The sequence below is a fragment of the Pseudomonas sp. 5Vm1k genome (assembly GCF_056161485.1).
This window is the reverse complement of sequence record NZ_JBSPCZ010000001.1, coordinates 332,460-358,431: the sequence shown is the minus strand read 5'-3', so window position 1 is coordinate 358,431 and position 25,972 is coordinate 332,460. Positions and strand designations below refer to the sequence as shown.

25 protein-coding genes and 1 pseudogene are annotated in these 25,972 nt (G+C 59.8%); 17 read left to right on the top strand and 9 right to left on the bottom strand.

Annotated features, from left to right (window positions below):
* The first annotated feature begins 6 nt into the window (after positions 1-6).
* From ssuC to ACWIKB_RS01585, 3 genes are read left to right on the top strand one after another with little or no spacing between them, the layout of a single operon-like run.
* Complete coding sequence (ssuC, locus tag ACWIKB_RS01595; RefSeq protein ID WP_054044580.1) at positions 7-789, top strand: aliphatic sulfonate ABC transporter permease SsuC; 783 nt, start codon at positions 7-9, stop codon at positions 787-789.
* Positions 786-1,589 (top strand): aliphatic sulfonates ABC transporter ATP-binding protein, encoded by an 804-nt coding sequence (gene ssuB, locus ACWIKB_RS01590; RefSeq protein ID WP_475265050.1) that lies wholly within the window; start codon positions 786-788, stop codon positions 1,587-1,589. The genes ssuC and ssuB overlap by 4 nt, the downstream gene beginning before the upstream one ends.
* Before the next feature lie 35 nt (positions 1,590-1,624).
* Positions 1,625-1,840 (top strand): TOBE domain-containing protein, encoded by a 216-nt coding sequence (locus ACWIKB_RS01585; RefSeq protein ID WP_003229256.1) that lies wholly within the window; start codon positions 1,625-1,627, stop codon positions 1,838-1,840.
* Between the two features lie 176 nt (positions 1,841-2,016).
* Here ACWIKB_RS01585 and ACWIKB_RS01580 read toward each other — a convergent pair whose 3' ends face one another.
* Positions 2,017-2,655: a TetR/AcrR family transcriptional regulator gene (locus tag ACWIKB_RS01580; RefSeq protein WP_475265049.1), complete on the bottom strand. Its 639-nt coding sequence runs from the start codon at positions 2,653-2,655 to the stop codon at positions 2,017-2,019.
* A 219-nt stretch (positions 2,656-2,874) separates the two neighbouring features.
* Entirely contained in the window at positions 2,875-4,251 is a 1,377-nt protein-coding gene (locus ACWIKB_RS01575) for a glutamine synthetase family protein (RefSeq protein ID WP_123404014.1), read from the bottom strand.
* Between the two features lie 278 nt (positions 4,252-4,529).
* On the opposite strand from ACWIKB_RS01575, the pseudogene ACWIKB_RS01570 reads away from it, so the two are divergent.
* The 8 genes and pseudogenes from ACWIKB_RS01570 to ACWIKB_RS01535 all read left to right on the top strand — a co-directional run.
* Positions 4,530-4,847 (top strand): annotated as a pseudogene (locus ACWIKB_RS01570) (gamma-glutamyl-gamma-aminobutyrate hydrolase family protein); the annotation flags it as partial.
* Positions 4,848-4,946: 99 nt separating this feature from the next.
* A complete protein-coding gene (locus ACWIKB_RS01565) occupies positions 4,947-6,305 on the top strand; it encodes a glutamine synthetase family protein (protein ID WP_475265048.1) in 1,359 nt (452 codons plus the stop codon).
* A 58-nt stretch (positions 6,306-6,363) separates the two neighbouring features.
* Positions 6,364-7,728: an aspartate aminotransferase family protein gene (locus ACWIKB_RS01560; RefSeq protein WP_475265047.1), complete on the top strand. Its 1,365-nt coding sequence runs from the start codon at positions 6,364-6,366 to the stop codon at positions 7,726-7,728.
* A 184-nt stretch (positions 7,729-7,912) separates the two neighbouring features.
* Positions 7,913-9,007: a polyamine ABC transporter substrate-binding protein gene (locus tag ACWIKB_RS01555; RefSeq protein WP_475265385.1), complete on the top strand. Its 1,095-nt coding sequence runs from the start codon at positions 7,913-7,915 to the stop codon at positions 9,005-9,007.
* 188 nt (positions 9,008-9,195) lie between these two features.
* A complete protein-coding gene (locus ACWIKB_RS01550; RefSeq protein ID WP_475265046.1) occupies positions 9,196-10,293 on the top strand; it encodes a polyamine ABC transporter substrate-binding protein in 1,098 nt (365 codons plus the stop codon).
* 74 nt (positions 10,294-10,367) lie between these two features.
* A complete protein-coding gene (locus tag ACWIKB_RS01545) occupies positions 10,368-11,510 on the top strand; it encodes an ABC transporter ATP-binding protein (protein ID WP_123404026.1) in 1,143 nt (380 codons plus the stop codon).
* 35 nt (positions 11,511-11,545) lie between these two features.
* Positions 11,546-12,427 carry an ABC transporter permease subunit gene (locus tag ACWIKB_RS01540; protein ID WP_475265384.1) on the top strand — a complete coding sequence of 294 codons (882 nt, stop codon included), beginning with the start codon at positions 11,546-11,548 and terminating at the stop codon, positions 12,425-12,427.
* Positions 12,424-13,314 carry an ABC transporter permease subunit gene (locus ACWIKB_RS01535; RefSeq protein ID WP_123597445.1) on the top strand — a complete coding sequence of 297 codons (891 nt, stop codon included), beginning with the start codon at positions 12,424-12,426 and terminating at the stop codon, positions 13,312-13,314. The genes ACWIKB_RS01540 and ACWIKB_RS01535 overlap by 4 nt, the downstream gene beginning before the upstream one ends.
* A gap of 138 nt (positions 13,315-13,452) precedes the next feature.
* Here ACWIKB_RS01535 and ACWIKB_RS01530 read toward each other — a convergent pair whose 3' ends face one another.
* Positions 13,453-14,094, bottom strand: a complete 642-nt coding sequence (locus ACWIKB_RS01530; protein WP_475265045.1) for an HD domain-containing protein — start codon at positions 14,092-14,094, stop codon at positions 13,453-13,455.
* A 305-nt stretch (positions 14,095-14,399) separates the two neighbouring features.
* Between ACWIKB_RS01530 and ACWIKB_RS01525 the strand changes: the two genes are divergently transcribed.
* Positions 14,400-15,365 (top strand): GlxA family transcriptional regulator, encoded by a 966-nt coding sequence (locus tag ACWIKB_RS01525; RefSeq protein WP_475265044.1) that lies wholly within the window; start codon positions 14,400-14,402, stop codon positions 15,363-15,365.
* Positions 15,366-15,502: 137 nt separating this feature from the next.
* Here ACWIKB_RS01525 and ACWIKB_RS01520 read toward each other — a convergent pair whose 3' ends face one another.
* Entirely contained in the window at positions 15,503-15,844 is a 342-nt protein-coding gene (locus tag ACWIKB_RS01520; RefSeq protein ID WP_475265043.1) for a carboxymuconolactone decarboxylase family protein, read from the bottom strand.
* A 110-nt stretch (positions 15,845-15,954) separates the two neighbouring features.
* On the opposite strand from ACWIKB_RS01520, the gene ACWIKB_RS01515 reads away from it, so the two are divergent.
* Positions 15,955-16,860 (top strand): AraC family transcriptional regulator, encoded by a 906-nt coding sequence (locus ACWIKB_RS01515; RefSeq protein ID WP_475265042.1) that lies wholly within the window; start codon positions 15,955-15,957, stop codon positions 16,858-16,860.
* A 113-nt stretch (positions 16,861-16,973) separates the two neighbouring features.
* Here the strand turns inward: ACWIKB_RS01515 and ACWIKB_RS01510 are convergent, their stop codons facing one another.
* Both ACWIKB_RS01510 and ACWIKB_RS01505 read right to left on the bottom strand, forming a co-directional pair.
* Positions 16,974-19,385: a penicillin acylase family protein gene (locus tag ACWIKB_RS01510; protein WP_475265041.1), complete on the bottom strand. Its 2,412-nt coding sequence runs from the start codon at positions 19,383-19,385 to the stop codon at positions 16,974-16,976.
* 103 nt (positions 19,386-19,488) lie between these two features.
* Positions 19,489-20,067, bottom strand: a complete 579-nt coding sequence (locus ACWIKB_RS01505) for a DUF6436 domain-containing protein (RefSeq protein ID WP_475265040.1) — start codon at positions 20,065-20,067, stop codon at positions 19,489-19,491.
* Positions 20,068-20,163: 96 nt separating this feature from the next.
* Between ACWIKB_RS01505 and bipL the strand changes: the two genes are divergently transcribed.
* Positions 20,164-21,111 (top strand): phospholipase BipL, encoded by a 948-nt coding sequence (gene bipL, locus ACWIKB_RS01500; RefSeq protein WP_475265039.1) that lies wholly within the window; start codon positions 20,164-20,166, stop codon positions 21,109-21,111.
* Between the two features lie 105 nt (positions 21,112-21,216).
* Here bipL and ACWIKB_RS01495 read toward each other — a convergent pair whose 3' ends face one another.
* Entirely contained in the window at positions 21,217-21,963 is a 747-nt protein-coding gene (locus ACWIKB_RS01495) for a DUF2059 domain-containing protein (protein ID WP_475265038.1), read from the bottom strand.
* A gap of 108 nt (positions 21,964-22,071) precedes the next feature.
* On the opposite strand from ACWIKB_RS01495, the gene ACWIKB_RS01490 reads away from it, so the two are divergent.
* On the top strand, positions 22,072-22,704 hold the full coding sequence (locus tag ACWIKB_RS01490) for a 2OG-Fe(II) oxygenase (protein WP_475265037.1): 633 nt from the start codon (positions 22,072-22,074) through the stop codon (positions 22,702-22,704).
* 2 nt (positions 22,705-22,706) lie between these two features.
* A complete protein-coding gene (locus ACWIKB_RS01485) occupies positions 22,707-23,213 on the top strand; it encodes a 2-thiouracil desulfurase family protein (RefSeq protein WP_475265036.1) in 507 nt (168 codons plus the stop codon).
* 119 nt (positions 23,214-23,332) lie between these two features.
* On the opposite strand, the gene ACWIKB_RS01480 is transcribed toward ACWIKB_RS01485, so the two are convergent.
* The gene (locus ACWIKB_RS01480; RefSeq protein ID WP_475265035.1) at positions 23,333-23,920 is read right to left on the bottom strand and encodes a transporter substrate-binding domain-containing protein; all 588 of its coding nucleotides are present in this window, start codon (positions 23,918-23,920) and stop codon (positions 23,333-23,335) included.
* Positions 23,921-24,055: 135 nt separating this feature from the next.
* On the opposite strand from ACWIKB_RS01480, the gene ACWIKB_RS01475 reads away from it, so the two are divergent.
* Positions 24,056-24,481, top strand: coding sequence for a DUF4399 domain-containing protein (locus tag ACWIKB_RS01475; protein ID WP_475265034.1), 426 nt, complete (start codon positions 24,056-24,058; stop codon positions 24,479-24,481).
* A gap of 75 nt (positions 24,482-24,556) precedes the next feature.
* Here the strand turns inward: ACWIKB_RS01475 and serA are convergent, their stop codons facing one another.
* Positions 24,557-25,786 (bottom strand): phosphoglycerate dehydrogenase, encoded by a 1,230-nt coding sequence (gene serA / locus ACWIKB_RS01470; RefSeq protein WP_475265033.1) that lies wholly within the window; start codon positions 25,784-25,786, stop codon positions 24,557-24,559.
* Positions 25,787-25,972: the final 186 nt, after the last annotated feature.

Here is a 25,972-nt window from a genome sequence, read left to right as displayed (position 1 = left end):
GCTGCCATGAAAAGAATTATCCACAACCTCGCGCCCTGGGCGTTGCCGGTGTTGTTGCTGGCGGTGTGGCAGTTGTCGGTGTCGGCGGGCTGGTTGTCGACGCGGATTCTGCCGGCGCCCATCGCAGTGATCGAGGCCGGCGTGAGCCTGGTGCGCAGCGGTGAAATCTGGACTCACCTGGCCATCAGCGGCTGGCGTGCGGCGCTCGGTTTCTCCATTGGCGGCGGCATCGGTCTGGTGCTTGGTTTCATCACCGGCCTGTCGAAATGGGGCGAACGCCTGCTCGACAGTTCGGTGCAGATGATCCGCAACGTGCCGCACCTGGCGCTGATTCCGCTGGTGATCCTGTGGTTCGGCATCGATGAGTCGGCGAAGATTTTTTTGGTGGCGCTCGGGACATTGTTCCCGATCTACCTGAACACGTATCACGGCATCCGCAACGTCGATCCGGCGCTGGTGGAAATGGCGCGCAGTTATGGTTTGTCTGGTTTCAGCCTGTTTCGCCAAGTGATTTTGCCGGGTGCGTTGCCTTCGATTCTGGTCGGTGTGCGTTTCGCCTTGGGCTTTATGTGGCTGACGCTGATCGTGGCGGAAACCATTTCCGCCAGTTCCGGCATCGGCTACCTGGCGATGAATGCCCGGGAGTTCTTGCAGACTGACGTGGTGGTGCTGGCGATTCTGTTGTACGCGGTGCTCGGCAAACTGGCCGACCTCGCGGCCCGTGGACTGGAGCGGGTATGGCTGCGCTGGCATCCGGCTTATCAAGTTGCCAAGGGAGGTGCCGCATGACCGCTCAACCTCCACGCCTGCTGCGCGGGATTCCGCTGGCGGTGCGCAAGCTGCAAAAGACCTTCGGTTCGCGGCAAGTGCTGCGCGAGATCGACCTGCACATTCCGGCCGGGCAATTCGTGGCCGTTGTCGGTCGTAGCGGTTGCGGCAAAAGCACCTTGCTGCGCTTGCTGGCCGGTCTCGACAAGCCCACGGGCGGCGAATTGCTTGCAGGCTCCGCACCGCTGAGCGACGCCCGGGAAGACACGCGATTGATGTTTCAGGAAGCGCGTTTGCTGCCCTGGAAAAAGGTGATCGACAACGTCGGCCTCGGGCTCAAAGGCAACTGGCGGCCACAAGCCCTGGAAGCGCTGGAGTCGGTGGGCCTGGCGGATCGCGCCAATGAGTGGCCAGCGGCCCTGTCCGGTGGGCAGAAGCAACGTGTGGCCCTGGCCCGCGCGCTGATCCACCAACCGCGCTTGCTGCTGCTGGACGAACCTTTGGGCGCCCTGGATGCCCTGACCCGAATTGAAATGCAGCAACTGATCGAACGGCTCTGGCAAAAGCACGGCTTCACCGTGTTGCTGGTGACCCACGACGTCAGCGAAGCGGTAGCGATTGCCGATCGGGTGATCCTGATCGAAGACGGCGAAGTCGGCCTTGACCTGCACGTGGAACTGCCGCGCCCTCGGGTTCGTGGCTCCCATCGTCTGGCGGCGCTGGAAACCGAAGTCCTCAATCGGGTGCTGTCACTGCCCGGCCAACCGCCGGAACCGGAACCTGTTTCACCACTGCCTACGCAACTGCGTTGGGCGCAATAACTCACGCCTCACCTCAACTGACAGGAATCAACATCATGACTATCAAAGCCATCAACGTTCGTAACCAGTTCAAAGGCTCGATCAAGGAAATCGTGCTGGGTGACGTGCTGTCGGAAATCGACGTACAGACCGCATCCGGCATCGTGACGTCGGTGATCACCACCCGTTCGGTGAAGGAGCTGGAACTGGTGGTCGGCAGCGAAGTGATCGCCTTCGTGAAATCCACCGAGGTGTCGATCGCCAAGTTGTAAGCGTGTGCGCAAACAACAACCCCGAAGGGTTTAAGCCCTTCGGGGGTTTTTTATGCGTGTGATTCAGTGAGTTCGGCGGTGCGGCCTTCGCGAGCAAGCCCGCTCCCACAGGGGAACGCATTTCAAATGTGGGAGCGGGCTTGCTCGCGAAGAGGCCAGTGAGGTCAGCACAGATCTCAGGCTGAAAGGGCGCGCTTGGGCAGGTATGGCGGCAGATAAAGGCCCAGATACGCATCAAACACCCGCATCCCTTCTTCAGCCATGCGCGGCGTGATCTGCCCGTGCTGCTGCACCGAGCGCGCATAGACGCGGTCGCCTAATTCCATGGCCAGCGCAAACACATCGACATCCAGCGGTAGCCTCGGCAGTTCGAAGTGATGATCGAACAGCTTGTGCATAAGGTCGCCCAGCTCGAGATCGTGTTGACGATCGGCCTGGGTCACTTCGGTCAGGCCGTGCTGCGCGAGGATCAACTGGCGGGCCGCAGCGTCTTCGTCATAGATATCGAGCATGCGTTGCTCGACCAGCCGCGACAGGTCGCGCCAATCGTGGAGCGCTTCGTGATCGATCGGTGCTTGCAGGCAGGCGCGAAACGCCGCGTGAACGTCGGCAGTCAGGGCTTCGAGCAGGGCCGGGACGCTGGCGAAGAAATGGTAGACCGAGGAGGGCGGGATTTCCGCGCGCTCGGCGACGCTGTAGATCGACAGGCTGGCCACGCCCTCGGCGGCCAGCAGCGTGCGGGCGGCATCAAGGATCGAATCGATCCGGGCCTGGCTGCGTGCGCGGGGTTTACGGATAGGGGCGGGGCGCGTCATTTGAGTCTCCTGCGGGGCAGGGGGCATTGTACGAGCAGGCATCTATGTTGTCTGCCAGGACGCCTTCGCGGGCAAGCCTCGCTCCTACAGGTTGTGCGCCATTTTTAAATTGGCGCACAACCTGTAGGAGCGAGGCTTGCCCGCGAACCGCCGCAGGTGGCCATAAAAAAACGCCGCAGGCTTTATCAGCCAACGGCGTTTCTTTTTTGCCGCAACCGCTTAAACGGTATGCAGGTACCAGTTGTACTCAAGGTCGGAGATGGAGTGTTCGAACTCCTCCAGCTCACTTTCCTTACAGGCCACGAAGATATCGATGTATTTAGGATCGATGTACTTGGCCATGACTTCGCTGTCGTCCAGCTCACGCAATGCGTCGCGCAGGTTGTTCGGCAGGCTTTGCTCGTTCTGCTCGTAGGAGTTGCCTTCTACGGGCGCGCCCGGCTCGATCTTGTTGGTCAGGCCGTGATGCACGCCTGCCAAAACCGAAGCCATCAACAGATACGGGTTGGCGTCGGCACCGGCTACACGATGCTCGATACGTACGGCATCGGACGAGCCGGTCGGGACGCGAATCGCCACGGTACGGTTGTCCAGGCCCCAGCACGGCGAGTTCGGCACGTAGAACTGTGCGCCGAAACGACGGTACGAGTTGACGTTCGGGCAGAGGAAAGCCATCTGCGCCGGTAGGGTCTCGAGCACACCGCCGATCGCGTGACGCAGTGCGGCGTTCTGCTCGGGATCCTCGCTGGCAAAAATATTCTTGCCGTCTCGGTCGAGAATCGAGATGTGGACGTGCAGACCGTTACCCGCCTGGCCTGGGTAAGGCTTGGCCATGAAGGTGGTGTCCATCTCATGGTCGTAGGCGATGTTCTTGATCAGGCGCTTGAGCAGTACCGCGTAGTCGCAAGCCTTGATCGGGTCGGCCACGTGGTGCAGGTTCACTTCGAACTGCGCCGGGGCACTTTCCTTGACGATGGCGTCGGCCGGGATGCCTTGCTCTTTCGCACCTTCCAGAATGTCCTGGAGGCAGTCGACGTATTCGTCGAGGTCGTCGATCAGGTAGACCTGTGTCGAATGCGGGCGTTTGCCGGAGATCGGCGAGCGCGGCGGTTGCGGTCGACCGTTCACGTTCTCCTGGTCGATCAGGTAGAACTCCAGTTCGAATGCGGCACAGATCGTCAGACCCATGTCATCGAACTTGGTCACGACTTGACGCAGGACTTCGCGAGGATCGGCGAAGAAAGGTTCACCTTCGATTTCGTGCATGGTCATTAACAGTTGCGCGGTAGGGCGCTTCTGCCAAGGTTCATTGCACAGGGTGTCGGGGATTGGATAGCAGATTCGGTCAGCATCGCCGATGTCCAGACCCAGGCCGGTGCTTTCCACCGTCGAGCCATTGATATCCAGAGCAAATAGAGAGGCCGGCAGGTTGATGCCTTTCTCGTAAACCTTGTGGAGGCTGGTGCGTTCAATGCGCTTGCCGCGCACCACACCATTCATATCCGCAATCAGAAGGTCAACGTACAGAACCTCAGGATGTTCCTTAAGGAACGCGTTCGCTTCGTTAAGCTGAACGGCACGCGGGGGTACCGACATGATGCAACACCTTTGTTGTTAAAAATATCAATCATTGATCTCTTCGGATTCCAGTCAACCCGAACGGCATGCCGAAGTCAAGCGAGGCCTTTTTTGCCCTAAAAAAGCGCTCGTGAGGCTTTTTTGAGGCACTTTGGGGCGTTTTTATGCCTTTGAACGCTTTGGCGCCCGCAGGCTTGAGCGGGCCGTGTTGTATTTTTTACGGGGGTGTTGTGTAAAAAAATGAACAAGGCTAAGCTCGATTCAAACCCATAACAGCAATAATACCGGGGTGCTTCATGTCTCGCCTGCCGTTAATCGGCGTCGCCGTCTGCTCTGGGCAGAACGGTCTGCATGCTTATCACATCAGTGGCGATCGTTGCGTTCACGCCAAAGCCCATAGTGCCAAAGGTGTGCCGTCGACTCTTCCTTCCCCGGTGGCCTCGCTGGCCCCGTCCGATATTCTGGACGGTCTGCACGACATTCTCTTTACCGACCTTACTCCCAATATAGAACCGTTTCACTTCAGTGGCCCGACCCATGCGTCGAGCCCTGCTCATGATTCTGCACGTCCGACTACGCTCTCCCTCACCCACGCCCTGGTCGCGGCGGGTGTTTGTGCGCGGCCCTTGCAGTGGCAATCTGTAACACGCGACGCCGATGCGTCAAACAACGCCTGACTTATAAGAGTCAGGAAACTCAGCCTAGAGGCATTTATGAGTAACAACCTCGACCAGCTCACCGATTGGTTGAAAGACCACAAGATCACAGAAGTCGAATGCATGATCGCCGACTTGACCGGGATCACCCGGGGCAAGATTTCGCCGACCAACAAGTTCATTGCCGAAAAAGGCATGCGCCTGCCCGAGAGCGTTCTGTTGCAGACCGTGACCGGCGACTATGTCGAAGACGACATCTATTACGAACTGCTCGACCCGGCCGACATCGACATGATCTGCCGGCCCGACCAGAATGCGGTGTTTCTGGTGCCCTGGTCCATCGAGCCGACCGCCCAGGTGATCCACGACACCTACGACAAGCAAGGCAACCCGATCGAGCTGTCGCCGCGCAACGTCCTCAAGAAGGTCCTGAAACTCTATTCCGACAGGGGCTGGCAGCCGATCGTGGCGCCGGAAATGGAGTTTTACCTGACCAAGCGCTGCGAAGACCCGGACTTCCCGCTGCAACCGCCGATTGGCCGTTCCGGTCGCCCGGAAACCGGTCGTCAGTCGTTCTCGATTGAAGCGGCGAACGAATTCGACCCGTTGTTCGAAGACGTCTACGACTGGTGCGAACTGCAGGAACTGGACCTCGACACGCTGATCCACGAGGACGGCACCGCGCAGATGGAAATCAACTTCCGTCACGGCGATGCCCTGTCCCTGGCCGACCAGATCCTGGTGTTCAAACGCACCATGCGCGAAGCCGCGCTCAAGCACGACGTGGCGGCGACCTTCATGGCCAAGCCCATGACCGGCGAGCCGGGCAGCGCGATGCACTTGCACCAGAGCATCATCGACATCGAGACCGGTAAGAACGTCTTCTCTAATGAAGACGGGACCATGAGCCAGTTGTTCCTGCACCACATCGGTGGCTTGCAGAAACTGATTCCGGAATTGCTGCCGCTGTTCGCCCCCAACGTCAACTCGTTCCGCCGCTTCCTGCCGGACACCTCGGCGCCGGTAAACGTGGAGTGGGGCGAAGAGAACCGCACCGTGGGCCTGCGTGTGCCGGATGCCGGGCCGCAAAACCGTCGGGTGGAAAACCGCCTGCCGGGTGCCGACGCCAACCCGTACCTGGCGATTGCCGCGAGCTTGCTCTGCGGCTACATCGGCATGGTCGAAGGCTTGAACCCGAGTGCGCCGGTGGTGGGTCGTGGCTATGAACGCCGCAACCTGCGCCTGCCACTGACCATCGAAGACGCGCTGGATCGCATGGAAAACAGCGCAACCATCGAGAAATACCTGGGCAAGAAATTCATCACTGGCTACGTCGCGGTCAAGCGGGCCGAGCATGAAAACTTCAAGCGCGTGATCAGTTCGTGGGAGCGGGAATTCCTGCTCTTCGCCGTCTGATACGCCGGGCGCTGCTGCTCTTGGCGGCGCCCTCTACTGGAATCTTAGGAGAATTCGCATGACCAGCAACAACCCGCAAACCCGTGAATGGCAAGCCCTGAGCAGCGATCACCACCTGGCCCCGTTCAGCGACTTCAAACAGCTTAAAGAGAAAGGCCCGCGCATCATCACCAGCGCCAAGGGCGTTTACCTCTGGGACAGCGAAGGCAACAAGATCCTCGACGGCATGGCCGGCCTGTGGTGCGTGGCGATCGGTTACGGTCGTGATGAATTGGCTGACGCCGCCGCCAAACAAATGCGCGAACTGCCTTATTACAACCTGTTCTTCCAGACCGCTCACCCACCGGTGCTGGAGCTGGCCAAAGCCATTTCCGACATCGCGCCTGAAGGCATGAACCACGTGTTCTTCACAGGTTCCGGCTCCGAAGGCAACGACACCATGCTGCGTATGGTCCGCCACTACTGGGCGATCAAGGGCCAGCCGAAGAAGAAAGTCATCATCAGCCGCAAGAACGGTTATCACGGTTCCACCGTGGCCGGCGCGAGCCTGGGTGGCATGACTTATATGCACGAACAAGGCGACTTGCCGATCCCGGGCATCGTCCACATCGCCCAGCCTTACTGGTTCGGTGAAGGTGGCGACATGAGCCCGGAAGAGTTTGGTATCTGGGCCGCCAATCAGCTGGAAGAGAAGATTCTGGAAGTCGGCGTGGACAACGTCGGTGCCTTTATTGCCGAGCCGATCCAGGGTGCCGGTGGCGTGATCGTGCCGCCAGACAGCTACTGGCCGCGCATCAAGGAAATCCTTGCCAAGTACGACATCCTGTTCGTGGCCGACGAAGTGATCTGCGGTTTCGGCCGTACCGGTAAGTGGTTCGGTTCCGATCATTACGATCTGAAACCCGACATGATGACCATCGCCAAAGGCCTGACGTCCGGCTACATCCCGATGGGTGGCCTGATTGTGCGTGATGACGTGGTGGCGGTGCTCAACGAGGGCGGCGATTTCAACCACGGTTTCACCTATTCCGGGCACCCGGTGGCAGCCGCGGTGGCGCTGGAAAACATCCGCATCCTGCGCGAAGAAAAAATTATCGAGCGCGTCCATGCCGAAACGGCACCCTATTTGCAAAAGCGTCTGCGGGAACTGAGCGATCACCCGTTGGTGGGGGAAGTGCGCGGCGTCGGCATGTTGGGGGCCATCGAACTGGTCCAGGACAAGGCCACTCGCAAACGTTACGAAGGCAAAGGCGTCGGCATGATTTGCCGCACCTTCTGCTTCGACAACGGCCTGATCATGCGTGCCGTGGGCGACACCATGATCATTTCCCCGCCACTGGTGATTACACCGGCGGAAATCGACGAGTTGGTGACCAAGGCACGCAAGTGTCTGGACCTGACCCTGAGTGCGTTGCAGGGCTAAGTGCTAGGCTCTGGGCGAGGTGTGCGGTCGACACTTCGCCCAGTGCAAATAAAGGATGGGTCTTTCCTTGAAAGCCTGCCTCGGAACTTGCCAGACTACCGGTTGTTCGGATGCCCAGTAACAGGCCGCTGAGCACGTGGTTAAAAAGAAAAATTGGAGCACTACCCACATGAAGGCATTAGGTATGAAGATAGCTGGCAAGACCCTCCTCGCCATGTCCCTGATGGGCGTGATGGCGGGTGCAGTACAGGCCGATGACAAGGTGCTGCACGTGTACAACTGGTCCGACTACATTGCACCGGACACCATCGCGAACTTCGAGAAAGAGTCCGGGATCAAGGTGGTGTACGACGTTTTCGACAGCAACGAAACCCTGGAAGCCAAGTTGCTGGCAGGCAAGTCCGGCTACGACGTCGTCGTGCCGTCGAACAACTTTCTTGCCAAGCAGATCAAGGCCGGGGTTTACCAGGAGCTGGACAAGTCCAAACTGTCCAACTACGGCAACCTGAACAAGTCGCTGCTTAAAGCGGTTTCCATCAGCGACCCTGACAACAAACACGCCTTCCCTTACATGTGGGGCTCGATCGGCATCGGTTACAACCCGGAGAAAGTCAAAGCCGCGTTGGGCGTCGACACCATCGATTCCTGGGACATCCTGTTCAAGCCTGAAAACATCGCCAAGCTCAAGGGCTGTGGTGTGAGCTTCCTCGATTCGCCGACCGAAATGCTGCCAGTCGCGCTGCATTACCTGGGCCTGCCAACCGACAGCCAGAAGAAAGAAGACATCAAGAAAGCTGAAGAGCTGTTCCTCAAGATTCGTCCTTCGGTCACCTACTTCCACTCGTCGAAGTACATCTCTGACCTGGCCAACGGCAACATCTGCGTAGCGGTCGGCTATTCGGGTGATGTGCAACAAGCCAAGTCCCGCGCTGCCGAAGCCGGTGACAAGGTCAAAGTCAGCTACGCCATTCCGAAAGAAGGCGCTGGCAGCTTCTACGACATGGTCGCCATTCCGAAAGATGCGGAAAACGTCGACGGTGCCTACAAGTTCATGAACTACCTGTTGCAGCCGAAAGTGATGGCCGACATCACCAACGCCGTGCGTTTCCCTAACGGTAACGCCGAAGCGACCCAGTTCGTGAACAAGGACATCACCTCGGACCCGGGCATCTACCCGACGGCCGACGTGCAGGCCAAGTTGTATGCGATTGCCGATTTGCCGGCAGCCACCCAGCGCGACCTGACCCGCAGCTGGACCAAGATCAAATCCGGTAAATAAGCCGGTTTGAGGCAACAACCTGTTGTCGCTGCCTGCGCGGTGGCGGCAACAGGAATAATTAAATGACAGAAAGTTTTGCTGGAATGGTTTATCGAGGGTAAGTTGCGCGCCGGTTTTGTTGCCAGGCAGCTACAGCTGTCATGTCACGCGGGGCAACTTGGGCCCAACTAATTTTAGAGGACCTCCACTTGCCTATTTTTTCTTTGTTGCGCAATGCCATGCTGGTCGGCGCGGGGCTGACACTTGCTGTCAGCGTCCAGGCTGCCCCCACTGTGCATATTTATAATTGGTCGGACTACATCGGTTCGACCACCCTGGCCGACTTCCAGAAAGAAACCGGCATCAAGCCGGTGTACGACGTGTTCGACTCCAACGAAACCCTGGAAGGCAAGTTGCTGGCCGGGCGTACCGGGTATGACGTGGTCGTGCCGTCCAACCACTTCCTCGGCAAGCAGATCAAGGCCGGCGCGTTCCAGAAGCTGGATCGGAAGTTGCTGACCAACTACGCCAATCTCGATCCAGTGCTGCTCAAGCGCCTGGAACAAAACGACCCGGGTAACCAGTACGCCGTGCCGTACCTGTGGGGCACCAACGGCATCGGTTACAACGTCGACAAGATCAAGGAAGTGCTCGGCGTCGACAAGATCGACTCCTGGGGCATGTTGTTCGAACCGGAGAACATCAAGAAGCTGCACAGCTGCGGCGTGGCGTTCCTCGATTCGGCCGATGAAATGATGCCGACGGTCCTCAACTACATGGGCCTGAATGCCAACAGCACTAACGAGGATGATTACAAGAAGGCCACCGCCAAGTTGCTCGCGGTGCGGCCGTACGTGACCTACTTCCACTCGTCCAAATACATCACCGACCTGGCCAACGGCGACATCTGTATCGCCATCGGTTTCTCCGGCGACATGTTCCAGGCCAAGGCCCGGGCCGCCGAAGCCGGCAAAGGCGTGAACGTCGCCTACACCATTCCGAAAGAGGGTGGGGCGTTGTGGTTCGACATGCTGGCGATTCCGAAAGACTCGGCCAACGTCAAAGAGGCGCATGCCTTCATCAACTATTTGCTCAAACCTGAAGTGATTGCCCAGGTCAGTGATTCGGTCGGCTATGCCAACCCTAACCCTGGCTCGGACAAGCTGATGGAACAGTCCATCCGCACCGACGAATCGGTGTATCCACCGCAGGCCGTGCTCGACAAGACCTATGTGTCGGTCGAGTTACCGCCGAATATTCAACGTTTGATGACCCGCAGCTGGACCAAGGTCAAGACGGGCAAATAGCTTCAAAGGCTCAAACTATCCAAGGTTGGCTCACCTTGAGCGAACTGCACTCTTTTTTTCTGGGAGTTTCGTAAATGGCAGTTGCCTCCGGCGCCTATAAGAAAGCCCTCGAGGGCGACCAATCACCTAAACAGGTGTTGGTCAAAATCGACCGGGTCACGAAGAAGTTCGACGAGACGATTGCCGTGGACGATGTGTCCCTGGAAATCAAAAAAGGCGAGATCTTCGCCCTGCTCGGCGGTTCGGGATCGGGCAAATCCACCTTGCTGCGGATGCTGGCAGGTTTCGAACGGCCCACGGAGGGGCGCATTTACCTCGACGGCGTCGACATCACTGAGATGCCGCCGTACGAGCGACCGATCAACATGATGTTCCAGTCCTACGCCTTGTTCCCGCACATGACCGTGGCGCAGAACATCGCCTTCGGCCTCAAGCAGGACAAGATCCCTGCCGCTGAAGTCGATGCCCGTGTCGCGGACATGCTCAAGCTGGTTCAGATGACGCAGTACGCCAAGCGCAAGCCGCATCAATTGTCCGGTGGCCAGCGTCAGCGTGTGGCCCTGGCGCGTTCGTTGGCCAAGCGCCCGAAACTGTTGCTGCTCGACGAACCGATGGGTGCGCTGGATAAAAAACTGCGTTCGCAAATGCAGCTGGAGCTGGTCGAGATCATCGAGCGCGTCGGCGTAACCTGCGTCATGGTGACCCACGACCAGGAAGAGGCCATGACCATGGCCGAGCGTATCGCGATCATGCATCTGGGCTGGATCGCCCAGATCGGCAGCCCGATCGACATCTACGAAACCCCGACCAGCCGCCTGGTCTGCGAATTCATCGGCAACGTCAACATCTTCGAAGGCGAAGTGATCGACGACGCCGAAGGTCACGCGACCATTACCTGCAAAGACCTCGACCGCCAGATCTACGTCGGCCACGGCATCAGCACCTCGGTGCAGGACAAGTCCGTCACCTACGCGATCCGTCCGGAAAAGCTGCTGGTTACCGCCGAAATGCCGACCTGCGAATACAACTGGTCCAGCGGCAAGGTGCATGACATTGCCTACCTCGGCGGCCATTCGGTGTTCTACGTCGAACTGCCGAGCGGCAAACTGGTGCAATCCTTCGTCGCCAACGCCGAGCGCCGTGGCCAGCGTCCGACCTGGGGCGATCAGGTCTACGTGTACTGGGAAGACGACAGCGGCGTGGTACTTCGCTCATGAACATGCGCAAATTCAAACGCCGCCTCAATCGAATAATTCCCGGTGGCCGCCAACTGGTCATCGGGGTTCCATTCATCTGGCTGTTCATGTTCTTCATGCTGCCGTTCTTCATCGTCTTGAAGATCAGCTTCGCCGAAGCCGACGTGGCCATCCCGCCGTACACCGAGATCTACAGCTTCATCGACCAGAAGCTCCAGGTGCTGCTGAACCTGGGCAACTACGCGATGCTCGGCGACGACGAGTTGTACATCGCCGCCTACCTCGGCTCGCTGAAGATGGCGCTGATCAGCACCGTGCTCTGCCTGCTGATTGGCTACCCGATGGCCTACGCCATTGCCAGCGCCCGTAAAGAGCTGCAAACGGTGCTGGTGCTGCTGATCATGATGCCGACCTGGACCGCGATCCTGATCCGCGTGTATGCGTGGATGGGCATCCTCAGCAACAACGGCCTGCTCAACGGTTTCCTGATGAGCATGGGCTGGATCGACGAACCGCTGCAGATCCTCAACACCAACCTCGCGGTCTATATCGGGGTTGTTTACTCCTATCTGCCGTTCATGATCCTGCCGCTCTACGCCAACCTGGTGAAGCACGACAACAGCCTGCTGGAAGCCGCCTCCGACCTGGGTTCGAGCACCTTCAACAGCTTCTGGAAGATCACCATTCCGCTGTCCAAAAACGGCATCGTCGCCGGCTGCATGCTGGTGTTCATTCCGGTGGTGGGCGAGTTCGTGATTCCGGAACTGCTCGGCGGTCCGGAAACCCTGATGATCGGTAAAGTGCTGTGGCAAGAGTTCTTCAACAACCGTGACTGGCCGGTGGCGTCTGCCCTGGCGGTGGTGATGCTGGCGATCCTGATTGTGCCGATCATTCTGTTCAACCGCAGTCAGGCCAAGGAAATGGAGGGCAAAGAATGAAGAACTTCCGTTTCTCAAGCCTGATGCTGGTGCTGGGTTTGCTGTTCATCTACGCGCCGATGCTGATCCTGGTGATCTACTCGTTCAACGCCTCGAAACTGGTGACGGTGTGGGGCGGTTGGTCGATCAAGTGGTACGTCGGCCTGCTCGACAACACCCAACTGATGGGCTCGGTGGTGCGCTCGCTGGAAATCGCCTGCTACACCGCGATTGCCGCGGTGGCGCTGGGGACGTTGGCGGCGTTCGTGCTGACCCGGATCACCCGCTTCAAGGGCCGCACGCTGTTCGGTGGTTTGGTCACCGCGCCGCTGGTAATGCCCGAAGTGATCACCGGTCTGTCGCTGTTGCTGCTGTTCGTGGCCATGGCGCAGATGATCGGTTGGCCACAGGAACGCGGCATCGTCACTATCTGGATCGCCCACACCACGTTCTGTGCGGCGTATGTGGCGGTGGTGGTGTCGGCTCGCTTGCGTGAGCTGGACTTGTCCATCGAAGAAGCGGCCATGGACCTCGGTGCCCGGCCGTGGAAGGTGTTCTTCCTGATCACCATTCCAATGATCGCGCCATCGTTGGCGGCGGGCGGGATGATGTCCTTCGCGCTGTCGCTGGATGACCTGGTACTGGCGAGCTTCGTGTCGGGTCCGGGTTCGACGACCCTGCCGATGGAAGTGTTCTCGGCGGTACGCCTGGGCGTGAAGCCGGAGATCAATGCGGTGGCCAGCCTGATTCTGCTGGCGGTGTCGATCGTGACCTTCCTGGTGTGGTTCTTCAGCCGCCGCGCCGAAGAAAGCCGCAAGCGTGCGATTCAGCAAGCCATCGAAGAAGGCGCTGCCGATTCCTGGAAGCAACCGGACGTGCGCCGGGCGCAGGCGCCAGAGGCGGCTTGAAGTGTCGGGTTGGCCACAACCACGTGGCCAACCCAAATCCCCTGTGGGAGCGGGCTTGCTCGCGAAAGCGGTGTGTCAGTCGATGGAGATGTCGACTGAGAGACCGTATTCGCGAGCAAGCCCGCTCCCACATTGGTTTTAGGCAGCCCAAGGGGATTTGCGGATGATCTCTACGAAGTTCATCGGTTTGAACCCCGGCTCGCTGTCCACCAGCACATCGGCATTCACTGTGCCGAACGTGGTGTCAGGCTTGTGCTTGAAGCCATTGGCGAACGCACACAGGATGCATTCCTTGAACCCTTCGCCGCGCGGGTGAGCATGCACCACCGCTTCGCGTTGCTCGGTCGGGAACGCTGCGTAATCAATCCCCAGCACATCCATCTCGACGCCAGCGGTAACCAGCGCCACATTCGGCCGCAGATGTTGCGGCACGCCCGGCGTGGTGTGCAAAGCAATCGACAACCACACCTGTTCGATATCGTCGTCGCTCAGCCCGTAAGGCTTGAGGAACGCTTTGGCGGCGTTGGCACTGTCGACTTCAAAACGCTCGTTATCGCTGCGCTGACCTTCCACCAGGCCCAGGTCGTGGAACATCGCGCCGACGTAGAGCAATTCCGGGTTGTAGGCCAGTTGCTTGCGCTGACCGCTCAAGGCTCCGAACAGAAATACCCGGCGTGAGTGGTGAAACAGCAGGTCGGATTCGACGTCGCGAATGTATTCAGTGGTGGCCTTGGCCAATGCGCTGTCGGGGATTTTGATACCGGCAATGATGCTGCTCATGGTGATTTCCTCGTGGGGAACGCCGTGGCGGCGCTGATGGGTAAAGTCTGTTCCCGCACCTGAAACTGGACAATCGATCCATGGCTGCGATCCCGGCCAATGAGCATGCATATCGCGCCAACCTCGCTTGTTGGGCTCGGATTGGCTAGGGTTGGAAGGTAAGTAAGGCCCCTGTGGGAGCGGGCTTGCTCGCGAAGGGGCCGTGTCAGTTGATACAGATGTCGACTGATACACCGCTTTCGCGAGCAAGCCCGCTCCCACAGGGTTTTGTGTTTGCCATAGATCCATTGAGGGCGTTTTGAGCCATGCAAAAAACCGTCGCCATCGTGGTGTTTTCCGGCGTGCAGTCCCTGGACGTCACCGGGCCTATGGATGTGTTCGCCGAGGCCAATCGCTTCCTTGCGCCGGAAGATCACTATCGGCTGGAAGTGATCGGCGTCGAGCGTGGGGTGATGCCGTGTTCCAACGGTCTGTCGCTGAACGCGCATCGGCATTTCAGCGAAGCACTGGATGCTTATGACTTGTTGCTGGTGGCCGGCGGGCCGCAGTTACCGTTCATGAATTTCGGCCCGACGTTCGACGCCTGGCTGCGGGATGCCTGCGCGCGGGCACAGCGCTTTGGTTCGATCTGCAACGGCGCGTTCATGCTGGCCCGGGCGGGTTTGCTCGAAGGCCGGACCGTCACCACCCATTGGGGCGATGCGACGGCGCTGGCGGCGTTGTGTCCGTCCACTCAGGTGGAGGCTGATCGTTTGTACGTGCAGGACGGCGAGCTCTACACCTCGGCCGGGGTGACGGCGGGGATCGATCTGTCGCTGTACTTGTTGGGGCGCGATCATGGTCCGGAAGTCGCGCTCAGCGTCGCCAAACGCCTGGTGGTGTTTACCCAGCGCTCGGGCGGGCAATCGCAGTTCAGTCCGTTCCTCACGCCTCACGCCGAACCAACCTCGGCGGTGGCGCTGGTGCAGCTCTACGTGCTCGCCAACCTTACCGGCGACTTGACCCTCGCCGACCTGGCCAACGCCGCGAACATGAGCGCGCGCAACTTTTCCCGGGTGTTCGCCAAGGAAGCCAAAGTGACCCCGGCGGAGTTTGTCGAGCGAGCGCGGGTGGATGCGGCGCGGGTGTTGCTGGAAAGCACGCGGTCGCCGCTGAAAACGGTGGCGTATCAGTGCGGGTTTCGTGATGCCCAGCATATGCGCAGCGTGTTCAACCGCCGGCTGGGCGTGACGCCGCAACAGTTCAGGCTGAACTTTGCGGCGATGGTGTGAGTAAGCATGGACCCTATGGGAACACTGCAAATCCCCTGTGGGAGCGGGCTTGCTCGCGAAGAGGCCGTGTCAGTCGATAGAGATGTCGACTGACAGACCGTATTCGCGAGCAAGCCCGCTCCCACAGGGATTGTGTTTCAACCTTTCAACGAGTCATACGCCTCAAGGGTGCGCAGCGAGTAGATGTACGCCGCCCCGGCATTCAGCGAAATCGCCGTGGCCAAAGTTGCCGCCACCTCTTCACGACTCGCCCCAGCCTTGATCGCCGCATCGGTGTGCGCCGCGATACAACCATCACAACGGGTAGTGATCGCCACCGCGATGGAAATCAGTTCGCGAGTCTTGGCATCCAGCACGTCATTTTCCGCAGCGGCTTCGCCGAGGGCCATGTAGGCGTTGACCATTTTCGGGTTGCTCTTGCCCAGTGCGCCAAAGGCTTTCTGGATGGTGGGCAGCAGTTCGGACCAGTTATTGAACATTGCGTTAACTCCTCAGCGGGTTGGGTGTACTGTTTCGACACGCTCAGTTTTGTCCTTTGGCGCGGTTCGGGTTTGTTCGATCCGCTCAGTCATTTCCTCGATGCGCTCAAATGAATCCGATCGATAAACTCATCACGCTGGCCAACGTGCGCGGCAGTCTGGACTTGCGCTGCCAGTTCCAGGGCGACTGGGCGCTGGCCCACGAGCAACAGGCGTTGGGCATGGCGCCTTATCACATCGTCCTGGCGGGCGACTGCCGTGTGGAATTCCCCGATGGCCAGCGCCTGCCCATGCGCGCCGGCGACATCCTGCTGCTGCCCGGTGGCACGCCCCACGTGATCCACAGCCCCGGAAAAACCGTAGCGCCCTCTGTGCAGAAGATCATCCGTGGTGGTGCGTTGCCTGTGCATCGCATCGGCGGTGCGAGTGTGGATCTGGACATGCTCTGCGGGACCTTTCACTACAACCGCGCCTCGCTGCTGTTTGCTTCGCTGCCCGCGTACTTGGTGATCCCCAGCGGCGCGCTTCCGGCTAATGGTCCGTTGCCGGCGTTGGTCGCGGTGTTGCGTGGTGAGGCGGAGGGCAATCAGGCGGGGGCGAAGTTCTTGCTCGACGCGTTGTCCCAGGCGTTGTTCACCCTGATGTTGCGGGCGCATCTGGCCACGCTGGGCCCGGCGAGTGGCACCCTGGCGCTGCTCGGCGACAAACGCCTGGGCCGCGCCTGGCAAGCGATGCTGGCCGATCCGGCCCATGAGTGGACCATCGAAAGCCTGGCCGAAACCGCGAACATGTCTCGGGCAACGTTTATGCGCTCGTTTGTGAAGGTGGCCGGGGTGTCACCGTGGGTGTTGCTGACGCAAGTGCGGATGGAATTGGCGTTCAGTTTGTTGAGCCAGTCGCATTTGGGCTTGAGCGATATTGCGTTGCAGGTGGGGTATCAATCACAAGCGGCGTTCAGCAAGAAATTCAAGGAGATTTATGGCGAGGCGCCGGGGAGGGTGCGGCGGGGGATTTAGAGGTGTGGTGTTTGGGAGGGCCTCTTCGCGAGCAAGCCCGCTCCCACATTGGAATGCATTTCAAATGTGGGAGCGGGCTTGCTCGCGAAGGCGTCGGCCCGGTCAATAAAAACCTATTGCGCAGCCCGCGACGGCAACAGTTTCAACGTACTCCGCGTATTCGCCGTCACTTCTTCATCACTGAAATGCGCCTGCAAGTACGTCCCTTCGATATACGCCTCCGCCTGATCGTCATAGTGACTGTCAAACGGCACGCCACTCTGGCCGACCGGGTTGATGGTCAGGCTATGAGCCGGGTCGGCGAAGTCGATCAGGCGCCGGGTCGACGGGCCATAAGTCACTGGCCAGGGCGCCGGGCCGATCCTGGCCGAGAGATTGTTCGGCACTTCGTGGGTGCCGGGCGCATCGAACGGGCCGACGTTGAAAATCCGGTCCAACGGCTTCTGCATTCCCAGCGGATGCCCATGAGTCAGCGTGTGCACCTTGCCCCACTGCCATTGCGCGAAATCTGCACCCAGCGTGGTCTTGAGGTGCGCGATGCTCGCCTGCCACGCCACTTTCACCGTGTCGGCGCGAGTTTCCTTGGCCGGGGTGTTGCGGTTGTCCCACCATGGCGAATCCGCGCTGGCGGCCAAGCGTGGCAGCGCCGCATCGATCACTCGGGTCGAGAGCAAGGTGTCGAAGAAATCATTGCCCAACTCATCGCGCATCGTCGCGTCGGTCAGGTTGAACAGGAACTGGTTGAACACCGTGGCGCTGATGGAATCCAGCGGGTAATCACCTGGCCACTGCGCCAGTTGCTCCACCAGTTTCAGTTCGGCCGGGTCGCGTACCACTTCACGCAATACCGGCAGCAACGGCGCCAACAGGCGCGGGCCGTAGGCGGTGGTGGTGCCCAGTTGCAGTTTCTGGTTGGCGTCGTTGTCCCAATTCACGTTCTTGTCGCTGAGCTGGCGATTAAGCTGCTGACCGCGATCGGCCAGGTTGTAGTAACCGGGGATTTCCATTCCCGTCGGCGAAACCGGCTGGAAGTTGGCCGAGACGATATAGCCCCGCGCCGGGTTCTCTTCCTGGGGGTTGGCGCTGAACGGGTAGAAGCCTTCCTTGTCTGCCTGATTACTGCTGCCGTCGAGGATGAAACCGGGTTTTACCCCGGCCGGACGCTTGGGCAGCAGGGCCGAGGCCCACCAACCGATATCGCCCTTGGCATTGGCATACACGATGTTCAACCCCGGTGCCTGCACCTTGGCTGCTGCGGCGCGGGCCTTGGCCAGGGTGTCGGCGCGGTTGAGCTGATAGAAACCTTCGAGGATTGGATTCGGCGTTTCGAGGAACGCCCACCACATCGCGACTGGCGTCTTGCCCGCTGCGGTGCCGAGCGCATCGTTGATGATCGGACCGTGGGGCGACTGGCGCAGGATCAGCGTCACCGGCGGCTGGCCCTTCACGGCGATCTGTTGCTCGGTGTTGACCATGTCCACCCATTTGCCGCGATACCAGACCTGATTCGGGTTGTCCGGGTTGACCTTCTCGGCGATCAGGTCCAGATCGTCGTTCTGGAACATGGTCAGGCTCCAGCCGAAATCCAGGTTGTGGCCGAGAAAGGCGAACGGCACCAGCGCCTGATGATGACCGTACAGCTCGAAACCCGGCGCCGACAGTTGCGCCTCGTACCACACCGATGGCACTGAGAAGCGAATGTGCGGGTCGCCGGCCAGCAACGGCTTGCCGCTTTTGCTGCGGTTGCCGGAGATGACCCAGGCGTTGCTGCCTTCGAACTGCGGCAGGCCGTTATCGGCCAGGGCTTGCTCGCTGAGGCGGGCGAGGGCGTTCAAGTCTTTCCAGTCGCCGGCGGCCAGCGCCGGGGCAGGTTTGGCGCGGGTCTTGGCCAGCACGCCTTTGGGCTGCCAGTCGAGGTCGAAGATGTTCAGGTAATCGGGACCCAACTGATCACGCACATACGTCATCAAGGGTTCGGTGCGAAACGCCGCAGCAAAGCTGTAGGCCATGTAGCCCGCGACGCTGATGCTGTCTTCGGCGGTGAAGGTGCGCTTGTGGATGCCCAGCACGTCGAACTCGATGGGCGCGGCGTGGGTGTCCTGATATTGGTTTATCCCGTCCAGATAGGCTTGCAGGGCCTTCCACGCCGGTGACTGACGATCCAGCGACGCCACATAGCTCTCGGCGCGCTCGCGGATGCGCAGGCTGCGGAACAGTTTGTCGGTGTCCAGCAGTTTCGGCCCGAGGATCTCGGCCAGTTCGCCACGGGCGAGGCGGCGCATGGCTTCCATCTGGAACAAGCGGTCCTGGGCGTGCACGTAGCCGAGGGCGCGGTAGAGGTCGGTTTCGTTATCGGCGCGGATGTGCGGCACGCCGCGCTCGTCGTAGCGCACGGTCACCGAACCTTGCAGGTGTTGCAGCTCCACCTGGCCCTGGCGCGTCGGCTGCTTGCTGTAGAGATACCCGCCAACCCCGATGGCGAGCACGACGATCAGCAAGGCAAGTACGGTCAGGACGCGTTTCATGGTGACTCCTTGTTCTTCTTCGATTGCCGCCCGTGTGGGCTGCAAACATGTAGCACAGACCTCCTGTGCCGGGCACTGCCGTCCTCGAATAGTCCGGAATGCCTTACTTCACTTCCACCGCCCACGGGCAGTAGCAACCGACCGCCAGCGTGTGGGTCGCACTCACCGCGCGACCTTCGTTCAGCGCTTGCAGGATCGGTTCGATAAAGCTGTTGTTTGAATTGCAGGTCAGGCCCTCGCTGTACGGGCCGAAATAGGCGAGCTTGCCGGCGCGGTCCCAGATCGCCACCGCCGGGCTGGCAGGGATTTGTTCGGAACCGGGCAGTACGGTGATGGTTTTCAGGTTGCTCAAGGTGCTCGGCAACTGGCCGTGGCTGCCGGGTTTTTGTACCGCATAAAACTCAACGCCCTGCGGTACATAGTGCTCAACCAGTTCGGTCAGGTGCTGCTGATTACCGACGTTGCACGGGCAGGCCGGGTCCCAGAAATGCACGAGGCGGATGGCGCCGGGGCCGGCCAGATCATCGGGCAGGCGCAGCGGATCGCCGGAGAACACCGCCGTGTGCTCGCTGAACGCCCGCAGGTAGCGACCCTGAAACCAGTCGTAAGCCGCCCACAGCACACCGGCACACACGAGGGCGAGCAGGCTGGCAAGCAGTGTTGTGCGGTAGGCCGGACGCATGGGTTTCAATCCTCGAAGGTCGCCCAGCTTGCCATGCTTGCCGCGACAGATGAATATCGCAGGCCCATAAAGTCTGTTTCGCGTTCTGGAATAACCATGCCTGCCACTTTCGATCCCGATCATTTGCGCGCCAGCCTGCGGCCATTGGCCGAGTGGCAGCCGTTGTCGACGGAGGGCCAGGCTTATCAAACGTTTTATGGACTGGATTTTCCCGGCCGCAGCTTGCGCCATGGCTTGGGGCGTTTCGAGGTCGATGGTTATGAGGTGGTCAGCCAGGTCTGGTGGCCGGAGCGGGTGAAGGCGACGCTGTTCCTGTTTCACGGTTTCTACGATCACACCGGGCTGTATCGGCATGTGATCGAGTGGGCGCTGGATCAGGGCTTTGCCGTGATCGCCTGCGACTTGCCGGGGCACGGATTGTCCAGCGGCGAACGCGCGAGCATCAAGGATTTCGCCGAGTATCAGGACACCTTGCAAGGCTTGTTCGCCGAGGCGCAGTCCCTGGATTTACCGCAGCCATGGCACTTGTGCGGGCAGAGCACCGGCGGGGCGATCGTGATTGATCATGTGCTCAACCAGGGGGCGGACAGTCCAGCCCAGGGCCAGGTGATCCTGTTGTCGCCGCTGGTAAGGCCCCGGGCCTGGGGCTGGTCACAGTTGAGTTATTACCTGCTCAAACCCTTCGTCAAAGGCATCGCCCGGCGCTTCAGCGAGAACTCCAATGACCCGGCGTTTTTGCCTTTTCTACAAGCCGATCCGCTGCAACCGCTGCGGTTGCCGACTGCGTGGGTGGGGGCGTTGGGCCGTTGGATCAAGCGGATCGAGTCGGCGGCGCACAGTCCGCGGCGGCCGCTGATCGTGCAGGGGCAGGCGGACATGACGGTGGACTGGGAACACAACCTTGAGGTGTTGAAAGCCAAGTTTGATCGGCCTCAGGTGCTGATGCTGCCTGAGGCGCGGCATCATTTGGCGAATGAGACGGTGGCGTTGCGGGAGGAGTATTTCGGGTTTTTGACGAAGCGGATTAAAGGCCGGAATCTTTAGCGTTTGTCAGGGCCTCTTCGCGAGCAAGCCCGCTCCCACATTGGAATGCATTTCAACAGGTGGGAGCGGGCTTGCTCGCGAAGGCGATCTACCCGACGCTGAAAATCATTGGTTAAGGTTCGTCTGCCCCACCGCCAACCCCGCCCGAATCGCCGCCAGCGCTGCCTGGTAATACGCCTTGCCTTCCGTTGACTCGGCAAACGTGGCGAACTCTTCCAGTTCGGTATCCGACAAGTCGCGATAAACGTAGAGCAGCGTGTTGTTGAGGTCAGCCCCAATCTGATCCATCAGGCGCTGGCGCTGTCCATTCAACATTCCAGGTGCCTGACCGCCACCGAGCAGCCCAGGAATCATTGAACTCAAGCTGTCCGCCGCCACGCCAGCAATTGCCAAGGTCACTTCGGCGCCGGCCTCGCGGGCGGGCAGGGCCTGGGCCAGGTGGCCAATGATCAGCAGGCGGGTGTCGCTGGCTTCAATCTTGGGCAAGCCCTTGGCGTTTTTCGCCAGTTGATCGCGACGGGTCGCCAGCAATTCGGCGGCGACGATTTTCTTGCCCAGCGGAGTCTGGAAGAACGCGAGAGCCGGTTTCGGGTCGGCGAGGGTCTTGCGCAGTTGCGCCTCGGCGCGCTGGTCCATGGCCTGGGGAGCGAAGCGCTGGTTGCTGTTGTTCACCAAGGCTTGAAACACGGCGGGTGGCAGGCTGTTCTGGTAGCGCTGCTGAGCGGCGGAGAGGGCGTCGTTGAAATGCGCGCGTTGATCTGGCCAACCGGCGACCTTATACAACTGGTCGTGGCCGTCTGCCCAAGCGGGCAAAACACAGAGCATCAACAGTGAAAAAAGCAAACGGCGCATAGGGACTCCTGTCAGCAGGCGACTATTCTCCGTGCGGTACAAGAACTTGTCGAGAATTCGTATCAGCCCGCTGCGCGGCTCTGTCGGATTTGCAGGCACAGGAATACTATGCGCGCCATGCAAATATCCTCTGATCACCCGCTGCTGTTACGTATCGTCGACGACTTGGCCGAACAGGGCTGGTCGCAGCAGAATATTTTCCTGCCTCTGGGTCTGACCCGGGAACTGGCGGCTGAGTGCCGTAAACGTGCGGCCGAGGGCGAATTGGCCCCGGCGGCGGTGGGCCGTGGGCCGACATCGGAGATTCGCGAAGGCATCCGGGGCGATCACATCCAGTGGCTCGAACCCGGCGAAACCGAGGCGTGCGATAGCTATTTGAGCTTGATGGACAGCCTGCGCGAGGCGATGAATCGCGGGTTGTTCCTCGGCCTGGAAGATTTCGAAAGCCACTTCGCCCTGTACCCGCCCGGTGCGTTCTACCTCAAGCATGTGGACCGTTTTCGTGACGACGACCGACGAATGGTTTCGGCGGTGATCTACCTCAACGACGGCTGGCTGCCCGAACACGGCGGCGAACTGCGCATGTACCTCAAGGACGGCGTTGAACACAATGTGGTGCCTACCGGCGGCTGCCTGGTGGTGTTCCTGTCGGGCGAAGTGCCCCACGAAGTCCTGCCCGCCACCCGGGATCGCCTGTCGTTGACCGGCTGGTTCCGCCGTCGCGGTAACGAGCCGTTCTGATCATGCAAAAGATTCTGGTTAGCCGCTGCCTGCTGGGCCACCGCGTGCGTTACGACGGCGGGGCGAGCGGGCCATTTGATCTGTTGGATCAATGGATCACCGAAAGTCGCGTGGTGCCGTTGTGCCCGGAAGTGGCGGGCGGCTTGCCGACGCCAAGGGCGGCGGCGGAGATCCCGGGTGGTCAGGGTAGGGACGTGCTGGATGGTCAGGCACCGGTGATTACCACCGAGGGCGAGGACGTCAGTGCGGAGTTTCTGTCGGGGGCATATCAGGCGTTGGAGTTGGTGCAGAAGCACGGCATCCGCATTGCTGTTTTGAAGGCTAATAGTCCGTCGTGTGGGAATTTGCTGACTTATGACGGGAGCTTCAGTGGTGTGAAGGTCGCCGGTGAAGGCGTGACGGCGGCGTTGCTCAAGCGTCATGGGGTTCAAGTGTTCAGTGAGCTGGAGTTGCCGCAAGCGGCGGCAGCGTTAGTCGCACAAGAACGGACCAACACAAAACCCCTGTAGGAGCTGTCGAGTGAAACGAGGCTGCGATCTTTTGATCTTGATCTTTTTAAAAGCAAGATCAAAAGATCGCAGCCTCGTTTCACTCGACAGCTCCTACAAGGTTACTCATCAGCCCGGAATCAGGGTTTGGGCTCTACACCCGTATCCGCCCCAAACCACTTCTGCGTCAACGCCTCCAACCGGCCATCCGCCTTGATCCGCTGCAATGCGTTGTCGAGGCTGGCGTGGAACGCCGGGTTACCTTTCTGGAACGGAATCGCCAGGCTCACCGGTTGGCTGGCCTTGGGCGCCTCTTCCTTCAACGTTTGTACCAGCAGCATCGATTGCGGCTGCTCTTCTTTTTGCGCGATCAATTGCGCATCGGTGTGGCTGTAGGGTTCGCTGAAGTCGAAACGATCCTTCAGATTCGGGGTCACTGCTATGTGGTTGATGGCGACGTCGTACTTGCCGGTTTCAACGCCTGGCAGCAGATCGCTGGCGTCGGTGACGACGAAGTCGGCGCGTACATCCAGTTCATTGGCCAGCAACTGACCCAACTCGACTTCGAAGCCAGTCAGTTTGCCGTCGTCCTTGAAATTGAAGGGCGGTGTATTAGCCTCAAGAGCAATACGCAGTTCGCCACGGTCAAATACATCGTCAATCAATTCGGCATGAGCCAAAGGGCTCAAAAGGGGTAGCAGGCAGATCAGGCCAGGCAAAAAACGCATGGTCACTCCTTTGAATTCATTATCGCGATGCTCTGGTTCAGGCTCGCTTTGCTATGGTTGTCGAGGTCCTTCGACAACGAATGGCCGTTAAGTTGTCTCGGCCACGCGGATTTTACGGAAAAACTGGAGAAGAGAATGAAAACGTTTATGTCACGAGCAGCATTGGCTGGCCTGTTGATGGGTGTGTCGGTGCTGGCCAGCGCCGCGACTCCGGCGCCCAAAGGTGCGCAAGTGTTCATCGTATCTCCCGAAGACGGCGCCACCGTCCCGGAAACCTTTACCGTCAAATTCGGTGTCAAGGACGTGGCCCTCGCCCCGGCCGGCGACGTCACCAAAAACACCGGTCACCACCACTTGCTGATTGATGTCAAAGAACTGCCAGCCGCCGGCGCGCCGATTCCGCTGGACGCCAACCACATGCACTTCGGCAAGGCGCAGACCCAGGCCGAGGTCAAACTGGCCCCGGGCAAGCACACCTTGCAACTGGAACTCGGTGACAGCGGCCATATGCCGTTCGATCCGCCAATCGTGTCGAAGAAGATCACCGTCAACGTTAAATGACCTGCTCGGAATAAAGAACCGCGCCCATGAAAAAGGAGCCCCTCAGGGCTCCTTTTTTTGTCGCTCAAGTCACTATCAGAACAATACGCGGCAACGAATGGTGCCGTTGATGTGCTGCAGTTTCTCTTGGGCGATTTCCGAGTAATCGGCGTCGACGTCGATCACGACGTAACCGACTTTCTCGTTGGTCTGCAGGAACTGACCGGAGATGTTGATACCGTTTTCGGCGAAGACCTTGTTGATCTCGCTCATCACACCCGGGATGTTCTCGTGGATGTGCAGCAGACGGTGCTTGCCAGGGTGAGCCGGCAGGGCCACTTCCGGGAAGTTCACCGACGATACGGACGTACCGTTGTCGCTGTACTTGACCAGTTTCTCTGCCACTTCCAGACCAATGTTGGCTTGCGCTTCAGCGGTGGAACCACCGATGTGCGGGGTCAGGATCACGTTGTCCAGGCCACGCAGCGGGCTTTCGAACTCTTCGTCGTTGGAGCGTGGCTCCACCGGGAAGACGTCGATGGCCGCGCCGATCAGGTGCTTGTCCTTGATCGCGTCCGCCAGGGCGTCCAGTTCGACCACGGTGCCGCGAGCGGCGTTGATCAGAATGCCGCCCTTCTTGATGGCGCGGATTTCCTTCTCGCCGATCATCCACTGGGTGGCGGCGGTTTCCGGAACGTGCAGGGTGACGATATCGGACATGCCCAGCAGCTCGGTCAGGTTACCGACCTGAGTCGCGTTGCCCAATGGCAGCTTGGTCACGGTGTCGTAGAAGAACACCTGCATGCCCAGGCCTTCCGCCAGGACCGACAGTTGTGTACCGATCGAACCGTAACCAACGATGCCGAGCTTTTTGCCACGGATTTCGAAGGAATTGGCCGCGCTCTTGATCCAGCCGCCACGGTGGCAGGAAGCGTTTTTCTCAGGGATGCCGCGCAGCAACAGGATCGCTTCGGCCAGCACCAGCTCAGCTACGGAGCGAGTGTTGGAGTACGGCGCGTTGAACACCGCGATACCGCGTTCGCGGGCAGCGTTCAGGTCAACCTGGTTGGTGCCGATGCAGAAACACCCTACAGCCACGAGCTTCTTCGCGTGATCGAAGATCTCTTCGGTCAGTTGAGTGCGAGAGCGAATGCCGATGAAGTGCGCATCAGCGATCTTTTCCTTCAGCTGGGCTTCCGGCAGAGAACCAGTAAGGTACTCGATGCTGGTATAGCCAGCCGACTTGAGAACGTCGACAGCCGATTGGTGGACGCCTTCGAGAAGAAGGAACTTGATCTTGCTCTTATCGAGAGAAGTCTTGCTCATCTGCGTAAACCTGTATCCCGGAGAAAAATGGCAGGGAAGGGCGCAGCCCAGAGCTGACCCGAACGGCAGGAACGCCGTCACCGCAGAATAGCCTTTGGGCACTACCCTGCGGGGTCGGTATGCTAGCATACGCACCCCGCTAAACACTCATTCCTGCGACGTGAAGCGTTCTCAGGATGACCATGA